Origin of the sequence: Sinorhizobium numidicum, assembly GCF_029892045.1 — a bacterium.
Lineage (GTDB): Bacteria > Pseudomonadota > Alphaproteobacteria > Rhizobiales > Rhizobiaceae > Sinorhizobium > Sinorhizobium numidicum.
The window spans coordinates 1,829,729-1,848,772 of record NZ_CP120368.1 but is presented as its reverse complement, the minus strand read 5'-3'; the positions used below and the strand labels follow the sequence as shown (position 1 = coordinate 1,848,772).

The 19,044-nt window shown below is 60.5% G+C and carries 13 protein-coding genes; 5 read left to right on the top strand and 8 right to left on the bottom strand.

What is annotated here, in order from left to right:
- The first annotated feature begins 102 nt into the window (after positions 1-102).
- The gene (hspQ, locus tag PYH37_RS20070; protein WP_280733169.1) at positions 103-432 is read left to right on the top strand and encodes a heat shock protein HspQ; all 330 of its coding nucleotides are present in this window, start codon (positions 103-105) and stop codon (positions 430-432) included.
- A 149-nt stretch (positions 433-581) separates the two neighbouring features.
- On the opposite strand, the gene PYH37_RS20065 is transcribed toward hspQ, so the two are convergent.
- Positions 582-1,211: an invasion associated locus B family protein gene (locus PYH37_RS20065; RefSeq protein ID WP_280733168.1), complete on the bottom strand. Its 630-nt coding sequence runs from the start codon at positions 1,209-1,211 to the stop codon at positions 582-584.
- A gap of 390 nt (positions 1,212-1,601) precedes the next feature.
- Here PYH37_RS20065 and PYH37_RS20060 point away from each other — a divergent pair, with 390 nt between their 5' ends.
- Together PYH37_RS20060 and PYH37_RS20055 are read left to right on the top strand one after the other, a co-directional pair.
- The gene (locus PYH37_RS20060; RefSeq protein ID WP_425336159.1) at positions 1,602-3,389 is read left to right on the top strand and encodes an extracellular solute-binding protein; all 1,788 of its coding nucleotides are present in this window, start codon (positions 1,602-1,604) and stop codon (positions 3,387-3,389) included.
- A gap of 85 nt (positions 3,390-3,474) precedes the next feature.
- Positions 3,475-4,140, top strand: coding sequence for a DsbA family oxidoreductase (locus PYH37_RS20055; protein WP_280733166.1), 666 nt, complete (start codon positions 3,475-3,477; stop codon positions 4,138-4,140).
- 127 nt (positions 4,141-4,267) lie between these two features.
- On the opposite strand, the gene mfd is transcribed toward PYH37_RS20055, so the two are convergent.
- A complete protein-coding gene (mfd, locus tag PYH37_RS20050; RefSeq protein WP_280733165.1) occupies positions 4,268-7,777 on the bottom strand; it encodes a transcription-repair coupling factor in 3,510 nt (1,169 codons plus the stop codon).
- 9 nt (positions 7,778-7,786) lie between these two features.
- The gene (locus PYH37_RS20045; protein ID WP_280733164.1) at positions 7,787-8,089 is read right to left on the bottom strand and encodes an FAD assembly factor SdhE; all 303 of its coding nucleotides are present in this window, start codon (positions 8,087-8,089) and stop codon (positions 7,787-7,789) included.
- Between the two features lie 116 nt (positions 8,090-8,205).
- Between PYH37_RS20045 and recG the strand changes: the two genes are divergently transcribed.
- On the top strand, positions 8,206-10,311 hold the full coding sequence (gene recG / locus PYH37_RS20040) for an ATP-dependent DNA helicase RecG (RefSeq protein WP_280733163.1): 2,106 nt from the start codon (positions 8,206-8,208) through the stop codon (positions 10,309-10,311).
- Positions 10,312-10,346: 35 nt separating this feature from the next.
- On the opposite strand, the gene PYH37_RS20035 is transcribed toward recG, so the two are convergent.
- From PYH37_RS20035 to PYH37_RS20015, 5 genes are all read right to left on the bottom strand, one after another.
- Positions 10,347-11,033 (bottom strand): DUF502 domain-containing protein, encoded by a 687-nt coding sequence (locus PYH37_RS20035; RefSeq protein ID WP_280733162.1) that lies wholly within the window; start codon positions 11,031-11,033, stop codon positions 10,347-10,349.
- 18 nt (positions 11,034-11,051) lie between these two features.
- Complete coding sequence (locus PYH37_RS20030) at positions 11,052-11,549, bottom strand: GNAT family N-acetyltransferase (protein WP_280733161.1); 498 nt, start codon at positions 11,547-11,549, stop codon at positions 11,052-11,054.
- Positions 11,546-13,372, bottom strand: a complete 1,827-nt coding sequence (gene glmS / locus PYH37_RS20025) for a glutamine--fructose-6-phosphate transaminase (isomerizing) (protein WP_280733160.1) — start codon at positions 13,370-13,372, stop codon at positions 11,546-11,548. The genes PYH37_RS20030 and glmS overlap by 4 nt, the downstream gene beginning before the upstream one ends.
- A gap of 144 nt (positions 13,373-13,516) precedes the next feature.
- Entirely contained in the window at positions 13,517-14,887 is a 1,371-nt protein-coding gene (gene glmU / locus PYH37_RS20020; RefSeq protein ID WP_280733159.1) for a bifunctional UDP-N-acetylglucosamine diphosphorylase/glucosamine-1-phosphate N-acetyltransferase GlmU, read from the bottom strand.
- Between the two features lie 222 nt (positions 14,888-15,109).
- On the bottom strand, positions 15,110-16,756 hold the full coding sequence (locus tag PYH37_RS20015) for a Na/Pi cotransporter family protein (protein WP_280733158.1): 1,647 nt from the start codon (positions 16,754-16,756) through the stop codon (positions 15,110-15,112).
- Positions 16,757-17,135: 379 nt separating this feature from the next.
- Between PYH37_RS20015 and PYH37_RS20010 the strand changes: the two genes are divergently transcribed.
- A complete protein-coding gene (locus PYH37_RS20010; RefSeq protein WP_280733157.1) occupies positions 17,136-19,028 on the top strand; it encodes a peptidylprolyl isomerase in 1,893 nt (630 codons plus the stop codon).
- Positions 19,029-19,044 lie beyond the last annotated feature (16 nt).

Genomic DNA, 19,044 nt, shown 5'->3' with positions numbered 1-19,044 from the left:
CAATGCAACACTGGCGCGAACGGTCCGCCGCCGACCTTCGCCTCCCTATTGATGTTCCGCGCGGGACAACCCAGATAATTGTCTGAAAGGATGTGTTGCGTCATGAAACAAAGAAACGCCAAATTTGAGATCGGACAGGTCGTTCGCCACCGGATCTTCCCGTTTCGCGGCGTCATCTTCGATGTCGATCCGGAATATGCCAATACCGAAGAATGGTGGAACGCTATTCCGCAGGAGATCCGGCCAGCGAAGGATCAGCCCTTCTATCACCTGTTCGCCGAAAACGACGATAGCGAATACGTCGCCTACGTCTCGGAACAGAACCTCGAATATGACGACAGCGACAGGCCGATCCGCCACCCGCAGGTAGACGCCCTGTTCGAGAAAACGGACGTTGGACACTACAAGCCCAAGGTCACCTATCGGCATTAAGCTCCAGCGCACTCAAGTGAGTGCGCCGCAGCTGTAGGCTGCGAGACCAGATGCGGTTGTCAACACCGGAGCCGGTCGCTGAAAAGCGTCACAATAAAAAACGCCCGGACGAATGGCCGGGCGTTCTTCATTCCGGAAGGCGGAAAGGATTACTGCTGCTTGGCAGCCTTCTGTGCCTCTTCCAGCTTCCTGCGGGCATCTTCCGCCTTCTTCTGCATTTCTTCCTGCAGCAGGCGCTGACGCTCCTCGAGCTGGGACTGTTCGATCGGCTCGCCGTCGTAGACACCAGTGAAGCCTTCCAGCGTCATCTTGATCGGATTCGGAGCGCGCTGGAAGTTGACCGAGGTGAAGACAACCTCGTTGCCCTTCTTCAGGTTGGCGATTAAGGCGTCGGAAAGCGGCGCTTCGGCAACGCACTTATCGGGCATGCAGATTGCGTAGTCGAGCTTGATGCCCTTGCCGCCATCGATCTGCATCTGAACGCCTGGCGGGATCATTCGAGCCGACGGGACGGAAATCTGCACCACCTTACGGTTGATCTTGCCCGAGACGCTAATGAGGCCGACGGCGGTGATGAGCTGGCCATTATTGGCGGTGAGCAGGTTCTGGACGATGCAGACGTCATTGTCTTCCTGCTTGGTGCAGACCTTGAACCAACCCTGCGGCGGGCGACCGCCCGGCTGCTGCGCGGATGCGACGCTCGGCACACCGGCAGCTGCAACAGAGAGCGCCAGCGCTGCCATTCCCGCGCGATTGGTGAAGTTCGAGTTGAAGATCATTGTGATTCCGTCTCCTGAAATCCGGTCACGGAACAAACTGTTCCGCTGGTGAGTATCGTCAGCCGCCGTTGTCCTGTTGGCCAAATGAGGCAATTGAATGGCCCCGTTTTCGGAAACACCTGTTACATTGGCTCGTAGCGTTTATCCAGTGTTTCGTTGCAATTTTTGCAATCATCGGCACCTGATTTTCTCAAAGATCACGGCGGTCGTCGGTTAGTTCGGCAAAGATCGTCCTGATGATGCTTGCAGAAAGGAGCGGGACGCCGGTGGAAAGCCGTTCCTGCGGTCCGGAAGGTTGGAAATATGTGCCCGCATTGGTAACGTGCCGGGAATCGGCCTGTAGAAAACCCACGGGAGGTGAAGTTGCGCGCAGTTCTTTCCGGCCTGGTCATGCTTTTGGCAGCCAGCATGTTCGGCCATCAAGCTCTGGCCGCACCGGTGCATGCCATTTCGATGCATGGCGAACCTGCGCTTCCGGCCGACTTCAAGAACTTTCCTTACGTCAATCCGAACGTGAAAAAGGGCGGAAAGATCTCGTACGGCGTCGTCGGCACGTTCGACAGCCTCAACCCCTTTATCCTGAAGAGCATGCGCACGACGGCCAGGGGAATGTGGGACCCGGGCTTCGGTAATCTCGTCTATGAATCGCTTATGCAGCGCTCGCAGGACGAGCCTTTCACGATGTATGGGCTGCTCGCCGAGACGGTCGAGTGGGATGACGATCGCACCTTCATCCAGTTCAATCTCAATCCCAAGGCACGCTGGGCCGACGGTCAGCCGGTGACCGCCGAAGACGTCATCTTCACATTTGAATTGCTGCGCGACAAAGGGCGTGCTCCCTTCGGCAACCGCCTCTCGAAGGTCGACAAAATGGAAAAGGTCGGCGAGCGCAGCGTGCGCTTTACCTTCAAGGATGATGTCGACCGAGAATTCCCGATGCTGGTGGCGCTTTCGCCAGTGCTTCCGAAGCACGCCATCAATGTCGATACGTTCGATAGGACGACGCTTCAGCCGCCGCTCGGCTCTGGCCCGTACCGCGTTGCCGAGGTCAAGCCTGGCGAGCGCATCATCTATCGTCGCAACCCGGATTACTGGGGCAAGGATCTTCCCTCAAAGGTCGGTCTCGATAACTACGATGAGATCTCAGTCGAGTATTTCCTCCAGGAAAACACCCTCTTCGAAGCGTTCAAGAAAGGCGAGATTGACCTCTATCCGGAAGGCAGTGCGACCAAATGGGCGCGCGCCTATGATTTTCCGGCCGTTCGTTCCGGCGACGTGATCAAGGAGACCTTCAAACCGAAGACGCCTTCCGGCATGCTCGGCTTCGTCTTCAACACCCGCAGACCCGTGTTCGACAACATAAAATTGCGGCAGGGTCTGGCGCTCGTGTTCGACTTCGAGTGGGTGAACAAAAACCTTTTCGACGGCGCCTATACGCGGACGCAGAGCTATTGGCAGAATTCGTCGCTTTCCTTCCTCGGGGTGGCAGCCGACGACCGCGAGCTTGAGCTCATGGGCGATGTGAGAGAGCGAATCAATCCGGCGATCCTCGATGGCACCTACCGTCTGCCGGTCACCGATGGTTCCGGCCGCGACCGCAATGTGCTTCGCGAAGCGGTGACGCTGCTCAGGGAGGCCGGCTATTCGATCAAGGACGGCAAGATGGTCGATGCCAAGGGCACGCCGCTTGCCTTCGAGATCATGAGCCAGAACGCCGGCCAGGAAAAGATCGCATTGGCCTATCAGCGGTTTCTCGCGCCGCTCGGGATCGTTGCGAGGGTACGCACGGTCGATGACTCCCAATATCAACAGCGCAGCCAATCCTTCGACTACGACGTCATTATCAAATCCTACCCCTCATCCCTTTCACCAGGTACCGAGCAAATATCGTACTGGGGATCAGTTTCGCGCGAGAGGCCAGGCAGTTCCAACTTTGCCGGCGTCGCCGACAAGGACGTCGACAAGCTAATAAACAACATCCTGCAGGCCCGCACGACCGAAGATTTCACCGCCGCCGTCCGCTCCCACGACCGGCTGCTGATCTCGAATTGCTACGTCGTGCCTCTCTATCACCTCGATGCGCAGTGGGTCGCACGATGGAAGCATATCGGCCGCCCCTCCACCGTGCCGCTCTATGGCTATCATCTTCCAAGCTGGTGGGATGAACGCGCGCAATAAGCTGGTTCCTTTTTGGTAACGCATTGAAAGACGCAGCGTAGCTGCCTATCTCGCTGTTTTACCGAGCAGGAAAGGCACCGGCATTATGGAAACCGTCAATATCGATATCGTCTCGGACGTTGTCTGCCCGTGGTGCTACCTCGGAAAAAACCGACTTGATCAGGCCGTTGCCAGCGTCGCCGGCGACATTCAGGTCATCATTCAGTGGCGTCCTTATCAGCTCAACCCAGATCTGCCGCCCCAGGGCGTCGATCACAAGGAGCATCTCGCTGCAAAACTCGGCGGCCAGGCTGCCGTCGACAGAGCGCATCGGACGCTGGAAGGACTCGGGCAAGAGGACGGCATCGCCTTCAATTTCGATGCGGTCAAGATTAGCCCGAACACGCTCGACGCCCATCGGTTGATACGCTGGGCCGCAACCAGTGGCGAGGCGGTCCAGACCGAGGTAGTGGGTCTGCTTTTCAAGGCGAATTTCGAGGAAGGTCGAAATGTCGGCGATCACGCCGTTCTCCTCGACATTGCGGAACGGGCCGGTCTCGATCGACCGGTCATCGCGGCGCTGCTTGCTTCCGAGGCGGACAAAGACGCCGTGCAGCAGGAAATCGAGATGGCTCAGGAAATGGGCGTCAGCGGCGTCCCCTGCTTCATCATCGAGCAGCAATATGCGGTGATGGGCGCCCAATCAGTCGAGGTGCTGATGAACGCGTTGCGCGAGATCGCACAGATGAAAGCGGCCGGCCCACTGCACTGATCCGCCGTTATCTACACTGAAAGACGCCGTCTGCTGGCGCATGCTTCCTTAAATCCAACCCGGTGCAAGGAAGCATGCAGCATCTCATGAGACGCGCCGCTGTAGGACGCGGGCGGTGCGCTCGTTATCAGGCTGGTTTGGCCAGAGCGGCAAGCTGGGTCATCACCATGGCGGCGCCGGACAGCCGTTTTTCCGGCGTCGCAAGCTCGCGCTGGAAGAAGATGCTCTGGTCCGGCCGGATCTTGGTGAGCGTTCCCTGCTTGGCGATATGGCCAACGAGAGCGGCGGGATTCGGGAATTCCCGATTGCGGAACTGGACGACAACACCCTTCGGCCCGGCATCGAGTTTCTCGACATTTGCGGTGCGGCAGAGCGATTTGATGTAGACGATCTTCAAGAGATGCTGGAGCTCCGTCGGCAGCGGGCCGAAACGATCGATCAGTTCCGCACCAAAACCGTCGATCTCGTTAAGGTCCGTCAGTTCGCCGAGACGACGGTAAAGCCCGAGCCTGAGGTTGAGATCGGGCACGTAATGTTCAGGTATCATCACTGGTGTTCCGACCGATATCTGCGGCGACCAGCCGGTGTCGTGGATCTCCTCCTCGCCCTTGAGTTCCGCGACGGCCTCTTCCAGCATCTGCTGATAAAGTTCGAAACCGACTTCCTTGATGTGCCCGGACTGCTCCTCCCCGAGGAGATTGCCAGCGCCGCGGATGTCGAGGTCGTGGCTGGCGAGCTGGAAGCCAGCGCCGAGCGTGTCGAGCGATTGCAGCACTTTCAGGCGGCGCTCGGCCGTTGACGTCAGCGTCTTGTTCACTGGCAGCGTGAAGAGCGCGAAGGCGCGCACCTTCGAGCGCCCTACCCGGCCGCGAAGCTGATAAAGCTGGGAAAGGCCGAACATGTCCGCGCGATGGACGACCAAGGTGTTGGCGGTCGGCACGTCGAGACCGGACTCCACGATCGTCGTCGACAGGAGCACATCAAAGCGTCCTTCATAGAAGGCATTCATAATGTCTTCGAGTTCGGTCGCCGGCATCTGCCCGTGCGCCACCGCGATCTTCAGTTCCGGTACGTCGGATTTCAAGAAATCGTGAATCTCCGAAAGATCGCTCAAACGCGGGCAGACATAGAAGCTCTGCCCGCCGCGATAGTGCTCGCGCATCAGCGTCTCGCGGATCACCAGGGCATCGAAGGGCGAAATGAACGTGCGCACAGCCATTCGGTCGACCGGCGGCGTGGTGATCAGCGACAACTCGCGGACGCCCGTCAATGCCAGTTGCAGCGTACGCGGAATCGGTGTCGCCGACAGGGTCAAAACGTGCACATCGGACTTCAACTCCTTGAGCCGTTCCTTGTGCCTGACGCCGAAATGCTGCTCTTCGTCAATGATGAGAAGGCCGAGATTGGCGAATTTCACGGATGAACCAAGCAGCGCGTGCGTGCCGACGACGATGTCCGTCTTGCCTTCCGCCACTTCCTTCTTCGTCAGCGACAGTTCCTTTGAGCCCACGAGGCGGGAAGCCTGGTGAATGCGCACCGGAAGGCCACGAAACCGGTCGGAAAAGGTCTTGAAATGCTGGCGCGCAAGGAGGGTCGTCGGCACGACAACAGCGACCTGTAAGCCGTTCATCGCGGCGATGAAGGCGGCACGCAGCGCCACTTCCGTCTTGCCGAAGCCGACGTCGCCACAGATCAGACGGTCCATCGGACGCCCGCTGCCCAGATCGTCGCGAACGGCCTCGATCGAACTCAGCTGATCCTCGGTCTCATCATAGGGGAAGCGCGCGGCGAATTCGTCGTAGACACCGTCATGAGCGACCACGACGGGTGCATGTCGCGTATGCCGCTCGGCGGCGATGCGGATCAGACCGCCGGCCATGTCGAGCAATCGCTTCTTGAGCTTGGCCTTGCGCGCCTGCCACGCGACGCCGCCGAGCTTGTCGAGCATCGCGTCGGTGCCCTCGGTGCCATAGCGCGACAGAAGCTCGATGTTTTCTACCGGCAGGAAGAGCTTGGCATCGTCGGCATAGACGAGTTCAAGGCAATCATGCGGCGCGCCGGCTGCCTCGATCGTGCGCAGGCCAACGAAACGGCCGATGCCGTGTTCGGCATGAACGACGTAGCTGCCTTCGTCGAGGCCCGTTACTTCGGCGATGAAATCGGCACCGCGCTTACGCCGTTTCGACCTGCGCACCATCCGCTCGCCGAGAATGTCCTGCTCACCGATCACCACGAGGTCACCGGTTTCGAAGCCCGCCTCTAGGCTGAGCACGGCGGAAGCCGCCTCGCCAGGCTTCAGCGAACGCAGATCGGCGAGCGCCTCGACCGGACGAACATTGCCAAGGCCATGCTCGGCGAGGACCTGAAGAAGGCGGTCGAGCGATCCCTCCGTCCAGCCGGAAATGACAACTTTTGCGCCCTTTTTTCGCTTTTCGGCGATGTGCTTTACAGCTTGATCGAAGACATTTTCGCGTTCGCCGCCGTGCTCGGCTTCGCCCGCCGCCTTCGCCCAGCGCTGTCCTTGCCGAGCCTCGATGGTAACAACCTGCCTCGCTTCACCTTCGTGTTCCATGAACGGCGAGAGGCGAACCGCACTGCGTTCGTTGAGCGCCGCACCGAAGCCCGCGGCGCTCAAGTAAAGCAGTTCCGGCGGCACCGGCTTGTAGGGCGTTCCTTGTGAAATCTGCGATTTGGCAGGCGAGGCGGAAGCGCGACGTGCCTCGTAGTAGTCAAGGATGAGCTTCGAGCGCTCCGACGCCGCTTCGCGCACCAGGTGATCCGTTACGATGCGAAAGCCTTGAAGATAATCGAAGACCGTTTCGAGGCGGTCATAGAAGAGCGGCAGCCAATGCTCCATGCCGGCGTAGCGGCGCCCCTCCGATACCGCCTGGTAGAGAGCGTCGTCGCGGGTCGCCGCACCGAAGAGCGAAAGATATTGCTTGCGGAAGTGGCTGATCGTCTCCGGCGTCAGCGACACCTCGCTCATCGGATTAAGATCGAGAGAGCGGATCTGCCCGGTCGTGCGCTGGCTTGCCGGATCGAAGGAGCGGATCGTCTCCAGCGTATCGCCAAAGAAATCGAGACGGAGTGGCTCACCGCTGCCGGGGACATAGACATCCAGGATGCCGCCCCGCACGGCGAACTCGCCGACTTCGCGTACCGTCGGCACCCGCTCGAAACCGTTTCGTTCCAGCCGCGCGGCGAGATCGTCCATGCGGATCTGGTTGCCCGGCCGCGCCGAAAAGGAGAGACTCTCGATCACATCTTGCGGCGAGATCTTCTGAAGGACCGCGTTGACGGTGACCAGCACGATCGCCGGATGCGGTTTCGCCCGATGCGCGATCAGCGCACTCAGCGCGGATAGTCTTCGCGCCGAGGTGTCGGCGCTCGGAGAGACGCGGTCATAGGGCAAACAGTCCCAGCCGGGCAATGTAAGCACTGGAATGTCCGGCGCCACGAAACCCAGTATTTGCTCCAAATCAGCGACCCGCTGGCCGTCCGAGAGGAGATAAGCGACCGGAGCTCCCGCCCGCGCCAATTCGGCGAGGATCAACGCTTCGGCTCCGGACGGGACCGGGCCGATCGTCACCTCGCGCGTTGCGGCAAGAATCTTTTTGGAATCGAGACCGGGTATCATCGTTTACGTCTATTTCGTTTCCGGCACGGGTTCGAAGTCGGGGCGGTAAGCGGCGATGCGTGCGAAGAGCTCTGTTGCGTAGCGTTCAGGTAAGGTCTGTTCACCGGTAATCCAGCGCACGAGGTCGTTATCTTCCTCGCGCATGATCGTTTCCAGCTCGTCAAGTTCCGTCTCGGACAACGTCGCAAGCTCCGCCTCTGCGAACTGCCCGAGTATCAGGTCCATCTCTCGGATGCCGCGATGCCAGGCGCGAAAGAGGATCCTGCGCCGACGCGGGTCTAGATCGGCGCTGGTGCGCGTGATGCCGGTCATGGAATGTCCTTCCTGCCGCCTGCCGCTCAGCGGCTTCCGGTCATGGGCTCTATAAACGCTGGAAAGCAGCTTGTCAGCCTTGTCAAAGCCGGAATTATCATCGCATTTTCATTGTTATGCGCCCCGCTCTCCTCGACCCGCTGTTTTCACCCCTCGACATCTTGCCCGGCATCGGTCCGAAGACCGGCGAGCTTTATGCACGCCTGCTTGGGCGCGAGGCGATTGAAGACTGCCGCGTGATCGATCTCCTGTTTCATGCCCCTTATTCGCTGATCGACCGGCGCCAGCAGCCCGGCGTCGCTTATGCACCGCAGGGATCGATCGTCACCATTACCGGCCGCGTGGACCGCCACCAGCCTTCGCCGCCTGGCAGACCGAACGTGCCCTATCGTATCTTTCTGCACGACGACACCGGCGAATTGGCGCTCACCTTCTTCCGCGTCAAGGGAAACTGGCTGGAGAAAGCCTTGCCGATCGACGAAACCGTCATCGTCAGCGGCAAGGTGGATTGGTTCAACGGGCGAGCCTCGATGGTGCATCCGGACTATATGGTCCGGGCCAGTGAAGCGGAGAACTTGCCGCTTGTCGAACCCGTTTACGGACTGACGGCCGGGCTCTCGCCGCGGACGCTTCGCAAGTCGATCGAGGCTGCCGTAGCCCGGGTACCGGACCTGCCCGAATGGATCGAGGAGACGCTTCTTCGTCAGCAGGGCTTTCAATGTGCGAAAGAGAGCTTCCACCGCCTGCATGAACCACGCGACGAGGCCGACCTCGATCCGCAGGCCCCGGCGCGCCGGCGGCTTGCCTATGACGAGTTTCTCGCGGGCCAGCTTTCGCTCTCGCTGGTGCGTCAGCGGTTGCGCAAGGTGGCCGGCACGCCGGTTCACGCGACCGGCAGATTGAGCGGGCCGGTGATCGGCGCGCTTCCCTTTTCCCTCACGGCTAGCCAATCGGCTGCCGTCCGCGACATCCTCTCCGACATGTCCGGCAGCGACCGTATGCTGCGGCTGCTGCAAGGCGACGTCGGGTCCGGCAAGACCGCCGTCGCCTTTATGGCGATGCTCGCCGCGATCGAATCCGGCGGCCAGGCCGTGCTGATGGCACCGACGGAAATTCTTGCGCGGCAGCACCATGCCACGCTTTCGAAGATGGCGGCACCGGGCGGCATCGCAATCGATGTGCTGACGGGCAGAACGAAAGGCAAGGAGCGTGACGCCATCCTGGAACGCGTCGCCTCCGGCGAAACACAGATGGTGATCGGCACGCATGCGCTGTTTCAGGACGCGGTAAACTATAACCAGCTTCTGCTCGCCGTCGTCGACGAACAGCACCGATTCGGCGTCCACCAACGGCTTCGGCTGACGGCCAAAGGTATCTCTCCGCATATGCTGGTAATGACGGCGACGCCCATCCCACGAACGCTCGTGCTCGCGGCCTTCGGCGACATGGACGTGTCAAAGCTTACCGAAAAGCCGGCCAGGCGAAAGCCGATACAAACGGTGACCATCCCGACCGAGCGGACCGGCGAGATCATCGACAGGCTGGAAGCGGCGCTCCGGCAAGGCAAAAAGGCATACTGGATCTGTCCGCTGGTCGAGGAATCCGAAGAGACCGACACGATGTCCGCCGAAGAGCGCCACCAAAGTCTCGTTCAGCGCTTCGGCGAGGAGGTCGGGCTCGTTCATGGCCGCATGGCGGGACCGGAGAAGGATGCCGTCATGCTCGCCTTCAAGAGCGGCGAAATTCGCCTGCTCGTGGCGACGACGGTGGTCGAGGTCGGCGTCGACGTTCCCGATGCGACGATCATGGTGATCGAGCATGCGGAGCGCTTTGGCCTGGCGCAATTGCATCAGTTGCGCGGCCGCGTCGGGCGCGGCGACCATGCATCGACCTGCATCCTTCTCTATAAGAGCCCGCTCAGCGATGCAGGCCGTGCGCGCCTCTCGATTCTACGTGAGACGGAGGACGGCTTCGTGATCGCCGAGGAAGATCTGAAATTGCGTGGCGAAGGCGAACTTCTCGGTACCCGCCAGTCCGGTACACCTGGCTTCCGTATCGCCAGCCTGGAAGCGCACGGCGATCTCCTGGAGATCGCACGCAAGGATGCCGCCTATATCATCGACCGCGATCCGGAGCTGATCTCGGAGCGCGGCGAAGCATTGAGAACGCTTCTTTATCTCCACCGCCGCGACGAGGCGATCAGGTTCCTGCGTGCCGGTTAGAGCTCGCGAGTTCTAACGATCAATCATTCAGGAGGTTAAGCAGTTTTCTGCGTAATAGACAGCGGCGCATTCACGAGCGGTTTATAATCCGGAGCCACGAGCCCGCCGGAAATCAGGAGCTTGGCGGCGTCCTCCGCGCTCATCTGCAAGGGTATGATCTTCTCCCGCGGCACGAACAGCAGGAACCCCGCCGTCGGGATCGGCGTGGGCGGCAAGAAAACCGTGACCATATCCATGCCTCGTTCGTCGAACTTGGCAGCAATCTCCCCCTTCACATCGGTCGCGATGAAGACCAGCGACCAAAGACCGGGCCCGGGATATTCGATCAGTCCGGCCTTCTTGAAGGAGGAGGATTGCTCCTGCAGCACCGTCTGGAAAATCTGCTTCAGCGACTTGTAGATCGTGCGGACGAGTGGGGTCCTGCTGACCAGCGACTCGCCAAAGCCGACGATCGAGCGGCCGACGAGATTGGCCGTCAAAAAGCCGACGAGCGTGATGACGATGATCGCGACGAGGAGGCCGAAACCCGGGATGGCGACCGGAGAATAGGTGTCCGGGTTATAGAAGTTCGGCAGATACGGCTTCACCCAACCGTCCGCCCATTCGATGAAAGAGCGAACCAGCCAGACCGTAATCGCCAGCGGCGCGCAGATGATTAGTCCGGTGAGGAAATAATTGCGCAGTCGGGCCGCTATGATGCCGCGTTTGGAGCCGTCCGTCATACTCGTGCCATCAATCCGTCAAGCCGACCCAAAGGCCGGATGATAAGCGACCGTGCCGGAAACTTTTGTTTCCGACAAAACCAAAACCATGAAATATTGCGGGGCACAACCCGGAAAGACAAGAGCGGGTTCACGGCGAAAGCCGAACTTTCCGTAGAAAGCCGGATCGCCGACCACGACGCAACCGGAAGCACCGGAGTCTCGCAGCATATCAAGCCCTTGGCGGACGAGCGCGCTGCCCGCGCCGCGCCCTTGCCGATCCGGCCGCACGGACAGAGGGCCGAGCCCGCACCAGCCGGCCGCAAAAGGCGTGATCGTCACCGGCGAAAAGGCGATGTGGCCGATCACATCACCATTTTCCTCCGCAACGAGCGACAGCGTCAAAGCGTCGTCGGCACGCAGGCGTTCGATGATCAGCGCCTCGGTCTGATCGCTGTGCGGATGACTGGCGAAAGCCGCCTCCGTCACGCGCCGGATCGCCTCGCGGTCGCCCTCACTCTCCGGCCGGATGATCATTCGACGGTGACCGATTTCGCGAGATTGCGCGGCTGGTCGACATCCGTGCCCATGAAGACCGCCGTGTGATAGGCGAGAAGCTGGATCGGCAGCGAGAAGATCATCGGCGCGATGATCTCGTCGACACTCGGCAGCACGATTGTATGCATCGTGTCGAGTTTCGATGCGGCCGCCCCTTTTTCATCCGTGATGAGGATAATCCGCCCGCCGCGGGCGGCCACTTCCTGCATGTTGGAAACCGTCTTGTCAAAGAAGCGGTCATGCGGCGCGATGACGATCACCGGCATGTTCTCGTCTATCAAGGCGATCGGACCATGCTTCAATTCACCGGCCGCGTAGCCTTCGGCGTGGATGTAGGAAATCTCCTTGAGCTTGAGCGCACCTTCCATCGCCAGGGGGAAACTGGTGCCGCGCCCAAGGTAGAGCACGTCACGGCATTTCGACAGTTCGCGCGACAGGAGCTCGATTTTCGGCTGGATGCTGTTCAAAACCTGGCCCATGATTCGCGGCATTTCGACGAGGCTTCTTACCAGCGCCTGCTCCTCCGCCTCGCTGACGATGCCGCGAGCCCTGCCGGCACCGATGGCGAGTGCGGCGAGCACGGCGAGTTGGCAAGTAAAGGCCTTGGTCGAGGCGACGCCGATCTCCGGACCGGCGAGGATCGGGAAGACGGCGTCCGACTCCCGCGCGATGGTCGATTCGCGGGTATTGACGACGGCGCCGATTTTTAGGCCATGCTCCTTGCAATATCTGAGCGATGCCAGCGTGTCGGCGGTTTCGCCCGACTGGGAGATGAAGAGAGCGGCCGATTGCGGCGAGAGCGGAATCTCGCGATAGCGGAACTCGGAAGCGACGTCGATCTCGACCGGCAAACGCGCATAGCGCTCGAACCAGTACTTGCCGACAAGCCCTGCGAGATAGGCAGTGCCGCAGGCGGAGACGGCAAGGCTTGGCACGTTGGCAAAATCGATGCCATCGGACACCGGCGTTATCCGGTTGTCGATGAAGTCGATGTAATGGCCGAGCGCATGGGAGATGACCTCAGGCTGCTCATAGATTTCCTTTTCCATGAAATGACGATGGTTGCCTTTGTCGACCATATAGGCCGCGGCCATCGAAACCTGGCGCGGACGCGTAACAACATTGCCTTCGATGTCGAAGATGTGCACGCCGGCCGCGCCGATGACGGCCCAATCGCCATCGATCAGATAGGTGATTTCATTGGTAAAGGGCGCCAAGGCGATCGCATCCGAGCCCAGGAACATCTCGCCCTGGCCGTGGCCGATCGCCAGCGGCGGTCCGTTTCTCGCCGCCATGATGGTGGACGGGTCATCTTCGAACAGCACGGCAAGCGCATAGGCGCCGGTGACGCGCCTCAGCATCGCATGCATCGCGTCGCGTCGCCCCATCCCGTCGCGGCAGAATTTTGCAAGAAGGTGCGCGATGACCTCCGTATCCGTGTCGGTCTGGAACTCGGCGCCCGACGTAGCAAGCTCATCCTTCAATTCCGCGAAGTTCTCGATGATGCCGTTGTGGACCACGGCCACGCCATCGGTGAAATGCGGGTGGGCGTTACGCTCGGTCGGCGCGCCGTGCGTTGCCCAGCGTGTGTGGGCGATACCGATGGTGCCGGGCAGCGGTTCCTCTTTCAGCTTCACCTCGAGGTTGACCAGCTTGCCTTCCGCTCGGCGCCGCTTCAGCTTGCCGCCGTTGATCGTCGCGACGCCAGCCGAATCATACCCCCGGTATTCGAGCCGCTTCAACGCATCGATTAGCCGTTCCGACACGGGCTGATTACCCACGATGCCAACAATCCCGCACATATCCCTCTCCGTATTCTTCTTAACGCCCCTGGGCGGAAGCTCGCTTGAGGCGACCTCGCCGCCCTCTTAAAGCCCTTGGTAGCGAAATTGTCGCGCGAGGCAATGCGCTCTGATTTCACTTTCAGTTTCAATAATTAACGAGACCTACTCGGCGGCCTTGGCCTTCTTTTTGGCAGCCTTCTCCGCCTCGTAGCGCTCCCGCAGTATCCGCGCCCTGCCCGGCTTGATTTCCTGGCGCGCGCGACCGAAGGCAACCGCATCCGCAGGGACGTCAGCCGTAATCACGCTGCCGGAAGCAACGAGCGCGCCATCACCGATCGCAACCGGGGCCACAAGCGAGGAGTTCGAGCCGACAAAGGCGTTTTCGCCGATATGGGTTATGTGCTTATTCACCCCATCATAATTGCATGTGATGGTTCCGGCGCCGATATTCGATCCGGCGCCAACGAAGGCATCGCCGATATATGTCAGGTGGTTGACCTTGGCGCCGGCACCGATTTCCGCTTTCTTTACCTCGCAGAAATTGCCGACTTTCGATTTTGGCCCAAGCTCCGCGCCAGGACGAAGGCGTGCAAAGGGCCCGACCGTCGCGCCTGCGCGGACATGCGCGCCTTCGAGATGTGAAAAAGCATGGATGATCGCGCCGCTCTCGACCCTCACACCGGGACCGAAGACGACGTTAGGCTCCACCAGAACATCCTGCGCGAGCTCTGTGTCCCAGGAGAGAAAAACTGTCTCAGGGGCGATCATCGATACGCCCGCCAGCATCAGCTCATGACGGCGGCGTTGCTGCCAGAGACGTTCGATATAGGCTAGCTCGGCGCGGGTGTTGCATCCCGTCAGTTCGTCCTTCGGGGCCTCGACGGCGATCGCGCGACCGCCGACGGACCGCACGATTTCAACGAGGTCGGTCAGGTAGTATTCGCCTTTCACGTTGGCATTGCCGATGCGATCGAGCAGATCGAGCGCCTTGCGGCCATTGATCGCCATCAGCCCGCCATTGCAATAGGCGATGCGACGCTCTTCCTCGGAAGCGTCCTTGTGCTCACGGATCGCGATCAGCGCTCCGCCCTCTACGATGAGACGCCCATAGCCGGTCGGATCGGCCGTTCGAAAGCCGATGACAACAACATCATTTCCCTTGGCCAAACCGTCGCGCGCAGCCTTCAGTGGTGCCCCGGTAACAAGCGGCGTATCGCCGAAGACCACGAGAATGTCGTCGTAGCCCTTTGCGATCGCCTCGCGAGCCGCAAGAACGGCATGGCCCGTGCCCAGCCGCTCCTTCTGGAGGAAGGAGGCCACCTCGACCTCACCGGTGCTCGCAGCAGCCGAAACGGTTTCTGCATCGCGGCCGACAACCAGCGCGACGTCGGAGATCGATGCACTCGCCAAGGCGTCGACGACATGCGCAACCATTGGTCTGCCCGCCACCGGATGCAGCACCTTCGACATGGACGATTTCATCCGCGTGCTCTCGCCAGCCGCCAGGATGATCGCCAGGCAAGTCCGTTCCATACTCTGATCTCCTTGGTATGCCCCCGGGTATTCCTGCGGGTGCCCGTCGCCCGAGTCGACGGTTCCTATCAGCAAGATATTGCGAGAAGCATAATTCGCACAATCACGTCGCGTTAACCCCGGTTAAAACGCAATGAGAGCACCGAGTCGAGTTCGACGCTTGCGTCCGCGATACTCCCCTCCGAGCACGCCGCGAACGTCGCCCACGGTGCAGCCGTTGGATCAGCCCGGAGGTCGCAACCTGCTCTCCGTCAGGAGTCCGCTTTCTTCGAGTATGGGATACGCGACGGAGGCGACGTGAGCGTTGATGCGCTTCAGGTCCCGCAGCATATCAAGGTGCAGTGAACTCGTCTGCAGGCTCTCGAGCCGTCCGTCACGGAGGCGTTCCAGGTGCCGCTCCGCCGATCGTTTTTCCATGTGGCGGACATTCACCTTGACCTCGATCAGATGGCGGGCCAGATCGGCATTGCGCGTGACGAAAATCGTCTGGGCGATGCGCAAGTTGTCGACGGTGAGGTTGAAGAGGCTTTTCAGTTCCTGATAGCCATCCTCAGAAAACTTCAATCCGTTGGTGACTTTCTTGGAGATCTGGTCGCAAAGTCCTTTTTCGATGATATCGCCCATATGTTCCAGATTGATCGCATAGTCGATAATCACGATCGAGCGGCGGCCATCTTCCTCGTCCAACCCGTCGCGTCCCAACCGTGAGAGGAAAATCTTCACCTCCTGTTGCAAAAGATCGACCTGCTTCTCCAGCTTGCCGATGTTGCGCAATTCGCTGACATCATTGTTGCTGAATGCATTCGAAGCATGAATCAGCATCGCTTCGATCAGGTCCCCTACGCGCAGCACCTCACGCGTCGCTCCCGAAAGCGCCATGACCGGAGTGTCGAGCGTCGCTTCGTCGAGATAACGTGGCCCCGCGTCGCCTCCTTCCACGTCAGGAACGAACCGCCTCATCAGCCGTGCGAGCATTCCTGCGAACGGCCACGCGAGAATCGCGACGACCAGATTGAAGGACAGGTGGACGTCGACCGGCAGGTTCTGCCGCGGCAGCGGCAAGTTCTGCAGGAAATCGGCGCCGATACCGGCAAGCGGAAGCGCAATCAGGCAGCCGATTCCACGCACCACGAAGTTGCCAAGCGTCACGCGGCGGGCGGGAGGCGCCGAACTGAGCGTGGCAATGACCGGCGGAATCGCTCCCCCGAGGTTGGCCCCGAGCACCAGCGCAACCGTCAGCCCAGCGGAGAGCACGCCGGCTGAAGAGAGCGAAAGCACCAGCATGACGATCGCCAGGCTTGACGACGATGCGAAGGCGAGGCCCGCCGATATGATCATGGCAACCGGCCAGGCGCTGTCGAGCATGCCCAGGAACGCCGCAAGGGCCTGGGATTCGCGCATCGGCTCCGTCGCGATGCGGAGGAGATCGAGCGACAGAAGCATCAGGCCAATGCCGACAAGGGCGAAGCCGCCGCCCTGGCGTGCGCTCGATCGGCTCATCCGCTGTATGACGACACCTGCAAGAACGAGCAGCGGTGATAGCCATCCGATCCCCATGGCCACGATCCAGGCGGTCATAGCGGTGCCGACATTCGCACCGAGCAGCACGATCTGCGCCATTTGGGAGCGCACCAGCCCCTTCTCGACGAAGGACGCCGTCATCAAGGCTGTCGCCGTCGAGCTCTGCAGGGCAAGCGTCGCGGCGAGCCCGGTCCCGAACGAGCGGATGGAGCCGCTCGTTCCCTGTGCCAATCCGGCCCGCAACTTCGATCCGAACGCGCGCGTCACCCCGTCTTTGACGAGCGAGAGGCCGAACAGAAGCAGCGCAACCGCCCCGAACAGATTGATCATCACGATGGTAGATTGCATGGCTGGATTTCCCGTAACGGCCGCCAGATATCAAAATACCCCGCCTGATTATCGAAGACACGATTCCTTTCGGTTTGCCATAGAATGACGTGCCGGAAACCGACAATTTCGCAGATCATTTTCAATTGCCGGCTAACGAATCCGACATTGGCTTTCTTGTTCGCGCCCATGATTTTGGACGCGGCCGCCTTGACGGCACGCTCGGCGGATTTACCGAGGCTTGGAGGCGGCATGAAAGCGCCGGAATGAATAGAGGCGGGCTTGCTTGCGCAGGCGTCGCGATTTGCGGCGAACCGCCCTTCAATTCCTGTTTGGTTTGTTCTAAGGAACGAATTCGTTCGGCATAAAGCCACCGCATTGCAACGAGGTTTCTGCCCCTATGCTCGATTTCCTGAGAAAAGCCGCCCAGACCTGGGTCGTCAAAGGCCTCATGGCCATTCTCGTCGTCTCATTCATGGTGTGGGGCGGGCAAACATTGATGGTCGCGAACACGCCCAACGCAGTGGTGACCGTAGGCGACATCAAGGTGTCTCCCAGCGATTTTCGCCTGGCCTATGAGCGCCAATTGAGTCTGCTTTCGAGGCAGCTCGGAACCCCTCTGACGCGGCAGCAGGCTCGTGCTTTCGGCGTGGAAGCACAGGTTTATTCTCAGCTCGTTGCAGGCGCCGCCTTGGATCAGCTCGCCGAAAACATGAATCTCGGCCTGTCCGAAGACCGGCTCGCCAGGCTCATCGGCGAGGACCCCGCCTTTCACAGCGTCAACGGCCAGTTCGATCGGCTGACCTTCTCAAGCGTATTGCGCAACGCCGGGCTGAGCGAACAGGACTACATCAACAACCGCAGCCAAGTGGCCGTTCGGACGCAGATCGTCGATGCGCTTTCCGATGGGTTCACCGCTCCCAAGATCCTCGTCGACGCGGTCAGCAAATATCGCCACGAAAAGCGCTCCATCGACTATCTCCTCCTCTCGAACGCGAATATCGACCCGGTCAAGGCGCCGGCCGACGATGTGCTCGCGCCGTGGTTCGAAAGCCACAAGGCGAACTATCGCGCTCCCGAATATCGCAAGTTCAGCTTTATCAAGCTGGAGCCGGAAGACCTGCTTGCGACCGGGATCGTCTCGGACGAAGAGCTTCGTGCGGACTATGAGAAGCGCAAGGAAACCTTCCGCTCGCCGGCCACGAGAACCGTCGAACAGCTTGCCTTCCCATCGCGCGAAGCGGCCGATGCTGCATCGACGAAACTCGCTGCCGGCACCTCTTTTGATGATATCATCAAAGAGCAGGGCAAGACCGCGGCAGACGTTCTGCTCGGCGATTTCACCAAGGAGCGGATGCCTGACGCCAAGATCGCAGATGCCGCCTTCGCCGTTACCGTTGACGGCGGTGTAACCCCCGTCGTTGAAGGAGCATTCGGGCCGGTCATCCTGCGCGTAACCAATATTCGGCCGGAAAAGGTTCGTAGTTTCGATGAAGTGAAGGAAGAACTGCGGAAGGACATCGCGCTTTCGGCCGCGCGCGAGCAACTCGTCGGCCTTCATGACAAGATCGAGGACGAGCGTGCCGCCGGCGCTACGGTCAAGGAAGTGGCCGATCAATTGAAGTTGAAGCTCGTCACCATCGATGCGGTCGACTCCACTGGCAAGGATCCGAACGGCGACGAAGTGAAGGGAATTCCGGAGGCGCGCACTCTTCTCCAGGAGGTTTTCCAGGCCGAGGTCGGGGTCGATACGCTCTCCGTCAATATCGGACGCGACGGGTCTGCGTGGTTCGACCTCGAGGAAGTGATCCCCGCTCGCGACCGCACGCTTGACGAGGTGCGCGATGAGGTCGCGGCAGACTGGACCGCCGAACAGCAGCGGGCAGCGCTGGCGACGAAGGCGACGGAGCTCAAGGAGCGTGTCAAAAAAGGCGCGAAACTCGCGGATATTGCAAGTGAGCTTGGCCTCGTGGTGGAGACCAAGGTCGGGCTGACTCGATCGACCGAGGACGCTGCTCTGAGCCCGGCTGCCGTTGCGGCAGCCTTCGACGGGCCGAACGGTCATGTCACCAATGCACCGGGCGTTGGCGGCGAAGGCCAGATCCTGCTTCAGGTCACGGCGGTCGACGATAGCGCGCCGACCAATGTCCTCGAAGACGACAACCGTCAGATCGAAGCCGTCGCGCGCGCCAGCGGAGACGACATTCTCGACCAGATGGTCGCTACCCTGCAGGCAGCTTATGGCGTATCGATCAACCAGACGCTTGCCGAAACGGCACTGGCGCAGCGATGACGGCGGAGGGATATAC

Coding starts and splice junctions, on each gene's coding strand:
- PYH37_RS20035 (WP_280733162.1), bottom strand. CDS start 11,033: ATGACGGACGGCTCCAAACGCGGCATCATAGCGGCCCGACTGCGCAAT.
- hspQ (WP_280733169.1), top strand. CDS start 103: ATGAAACAAAGAAACGCCAAATTTGAGATCGGACAGGTCGTTCGCCAC.
- PYH37_RS20030 (WP_280733161.1), bottom strand. CDS start 11,549: ATGATCATCCGGCCGGAGAGTGAGGGCGACCGCGAGGCGATCCGGCGC.
- PYH37_RS20045 (WP_280733164.1), bottom strand. CDS start 8,089: ATGACCGGCATCACGCGCACCAGCGCCGATCTAGACCCGCGTCGGCGC.
- mfd (WP_280733165.1), bottom strand. CDS start 7,777: ATGATACCCGGTCTCGATTCCAAAAAGATTCTTGCCGCAACGCGCGAG.
- PYH37_RS20055 (WP_280733166.1), top strand. CDS start 3,475: ATGGAAACCGTCAATATCGATATCGTCTCGGACGTTGTCTGCCCGTGG.
- PYH37_RS20015 (WP_280733158.1), bottom strand. CDS start 16,756: ATGCAATCTACCATCGTGATGATCAATCTGTTCGGGGCGGTTGCGCTG.
- PYH37_RS20065 (WP_280733168.1), bottom strand. CDS start 1,211: ATGATCTTCAACTCGAACTTCACCAATCGCGCGGGAATGGCAGCGCTG.
- PYH37_RS20060 (WP_425336159.1), top strand. CDS start 1,602: ATGCTTTTGGCAGCCAGCATGTTCGGCCATCAAGCTCTGGCCGCACCG.
- recG (WP_280733163.1), top strand. CDS start 8,206: ATGCGCCCCGCTCTCCTCGACCCGCTGTTTTCACCCCTCGACATCTTG.
- PYH37_RS20010 (WP_280733157.1), top strand. CDS start 17,136: ATGCTCGATTTCCTGAGAAAAGCCGCCCAGACCTGGGTCGTCAAAGGC.
- glmS (WP_280733160.1), bottom strand. CDS start 13,372: ATGTGCGGGATTGTTGGCATCGTGGGTAATCAGCCCGTGTCGGAACGG.
- glmU (WP_280733159.1), bottom strand. CDS start 14,887: ATGGAACGGACTTGCCTGGCGATCATCCTGGCGGCTGGCGAGAGCACG.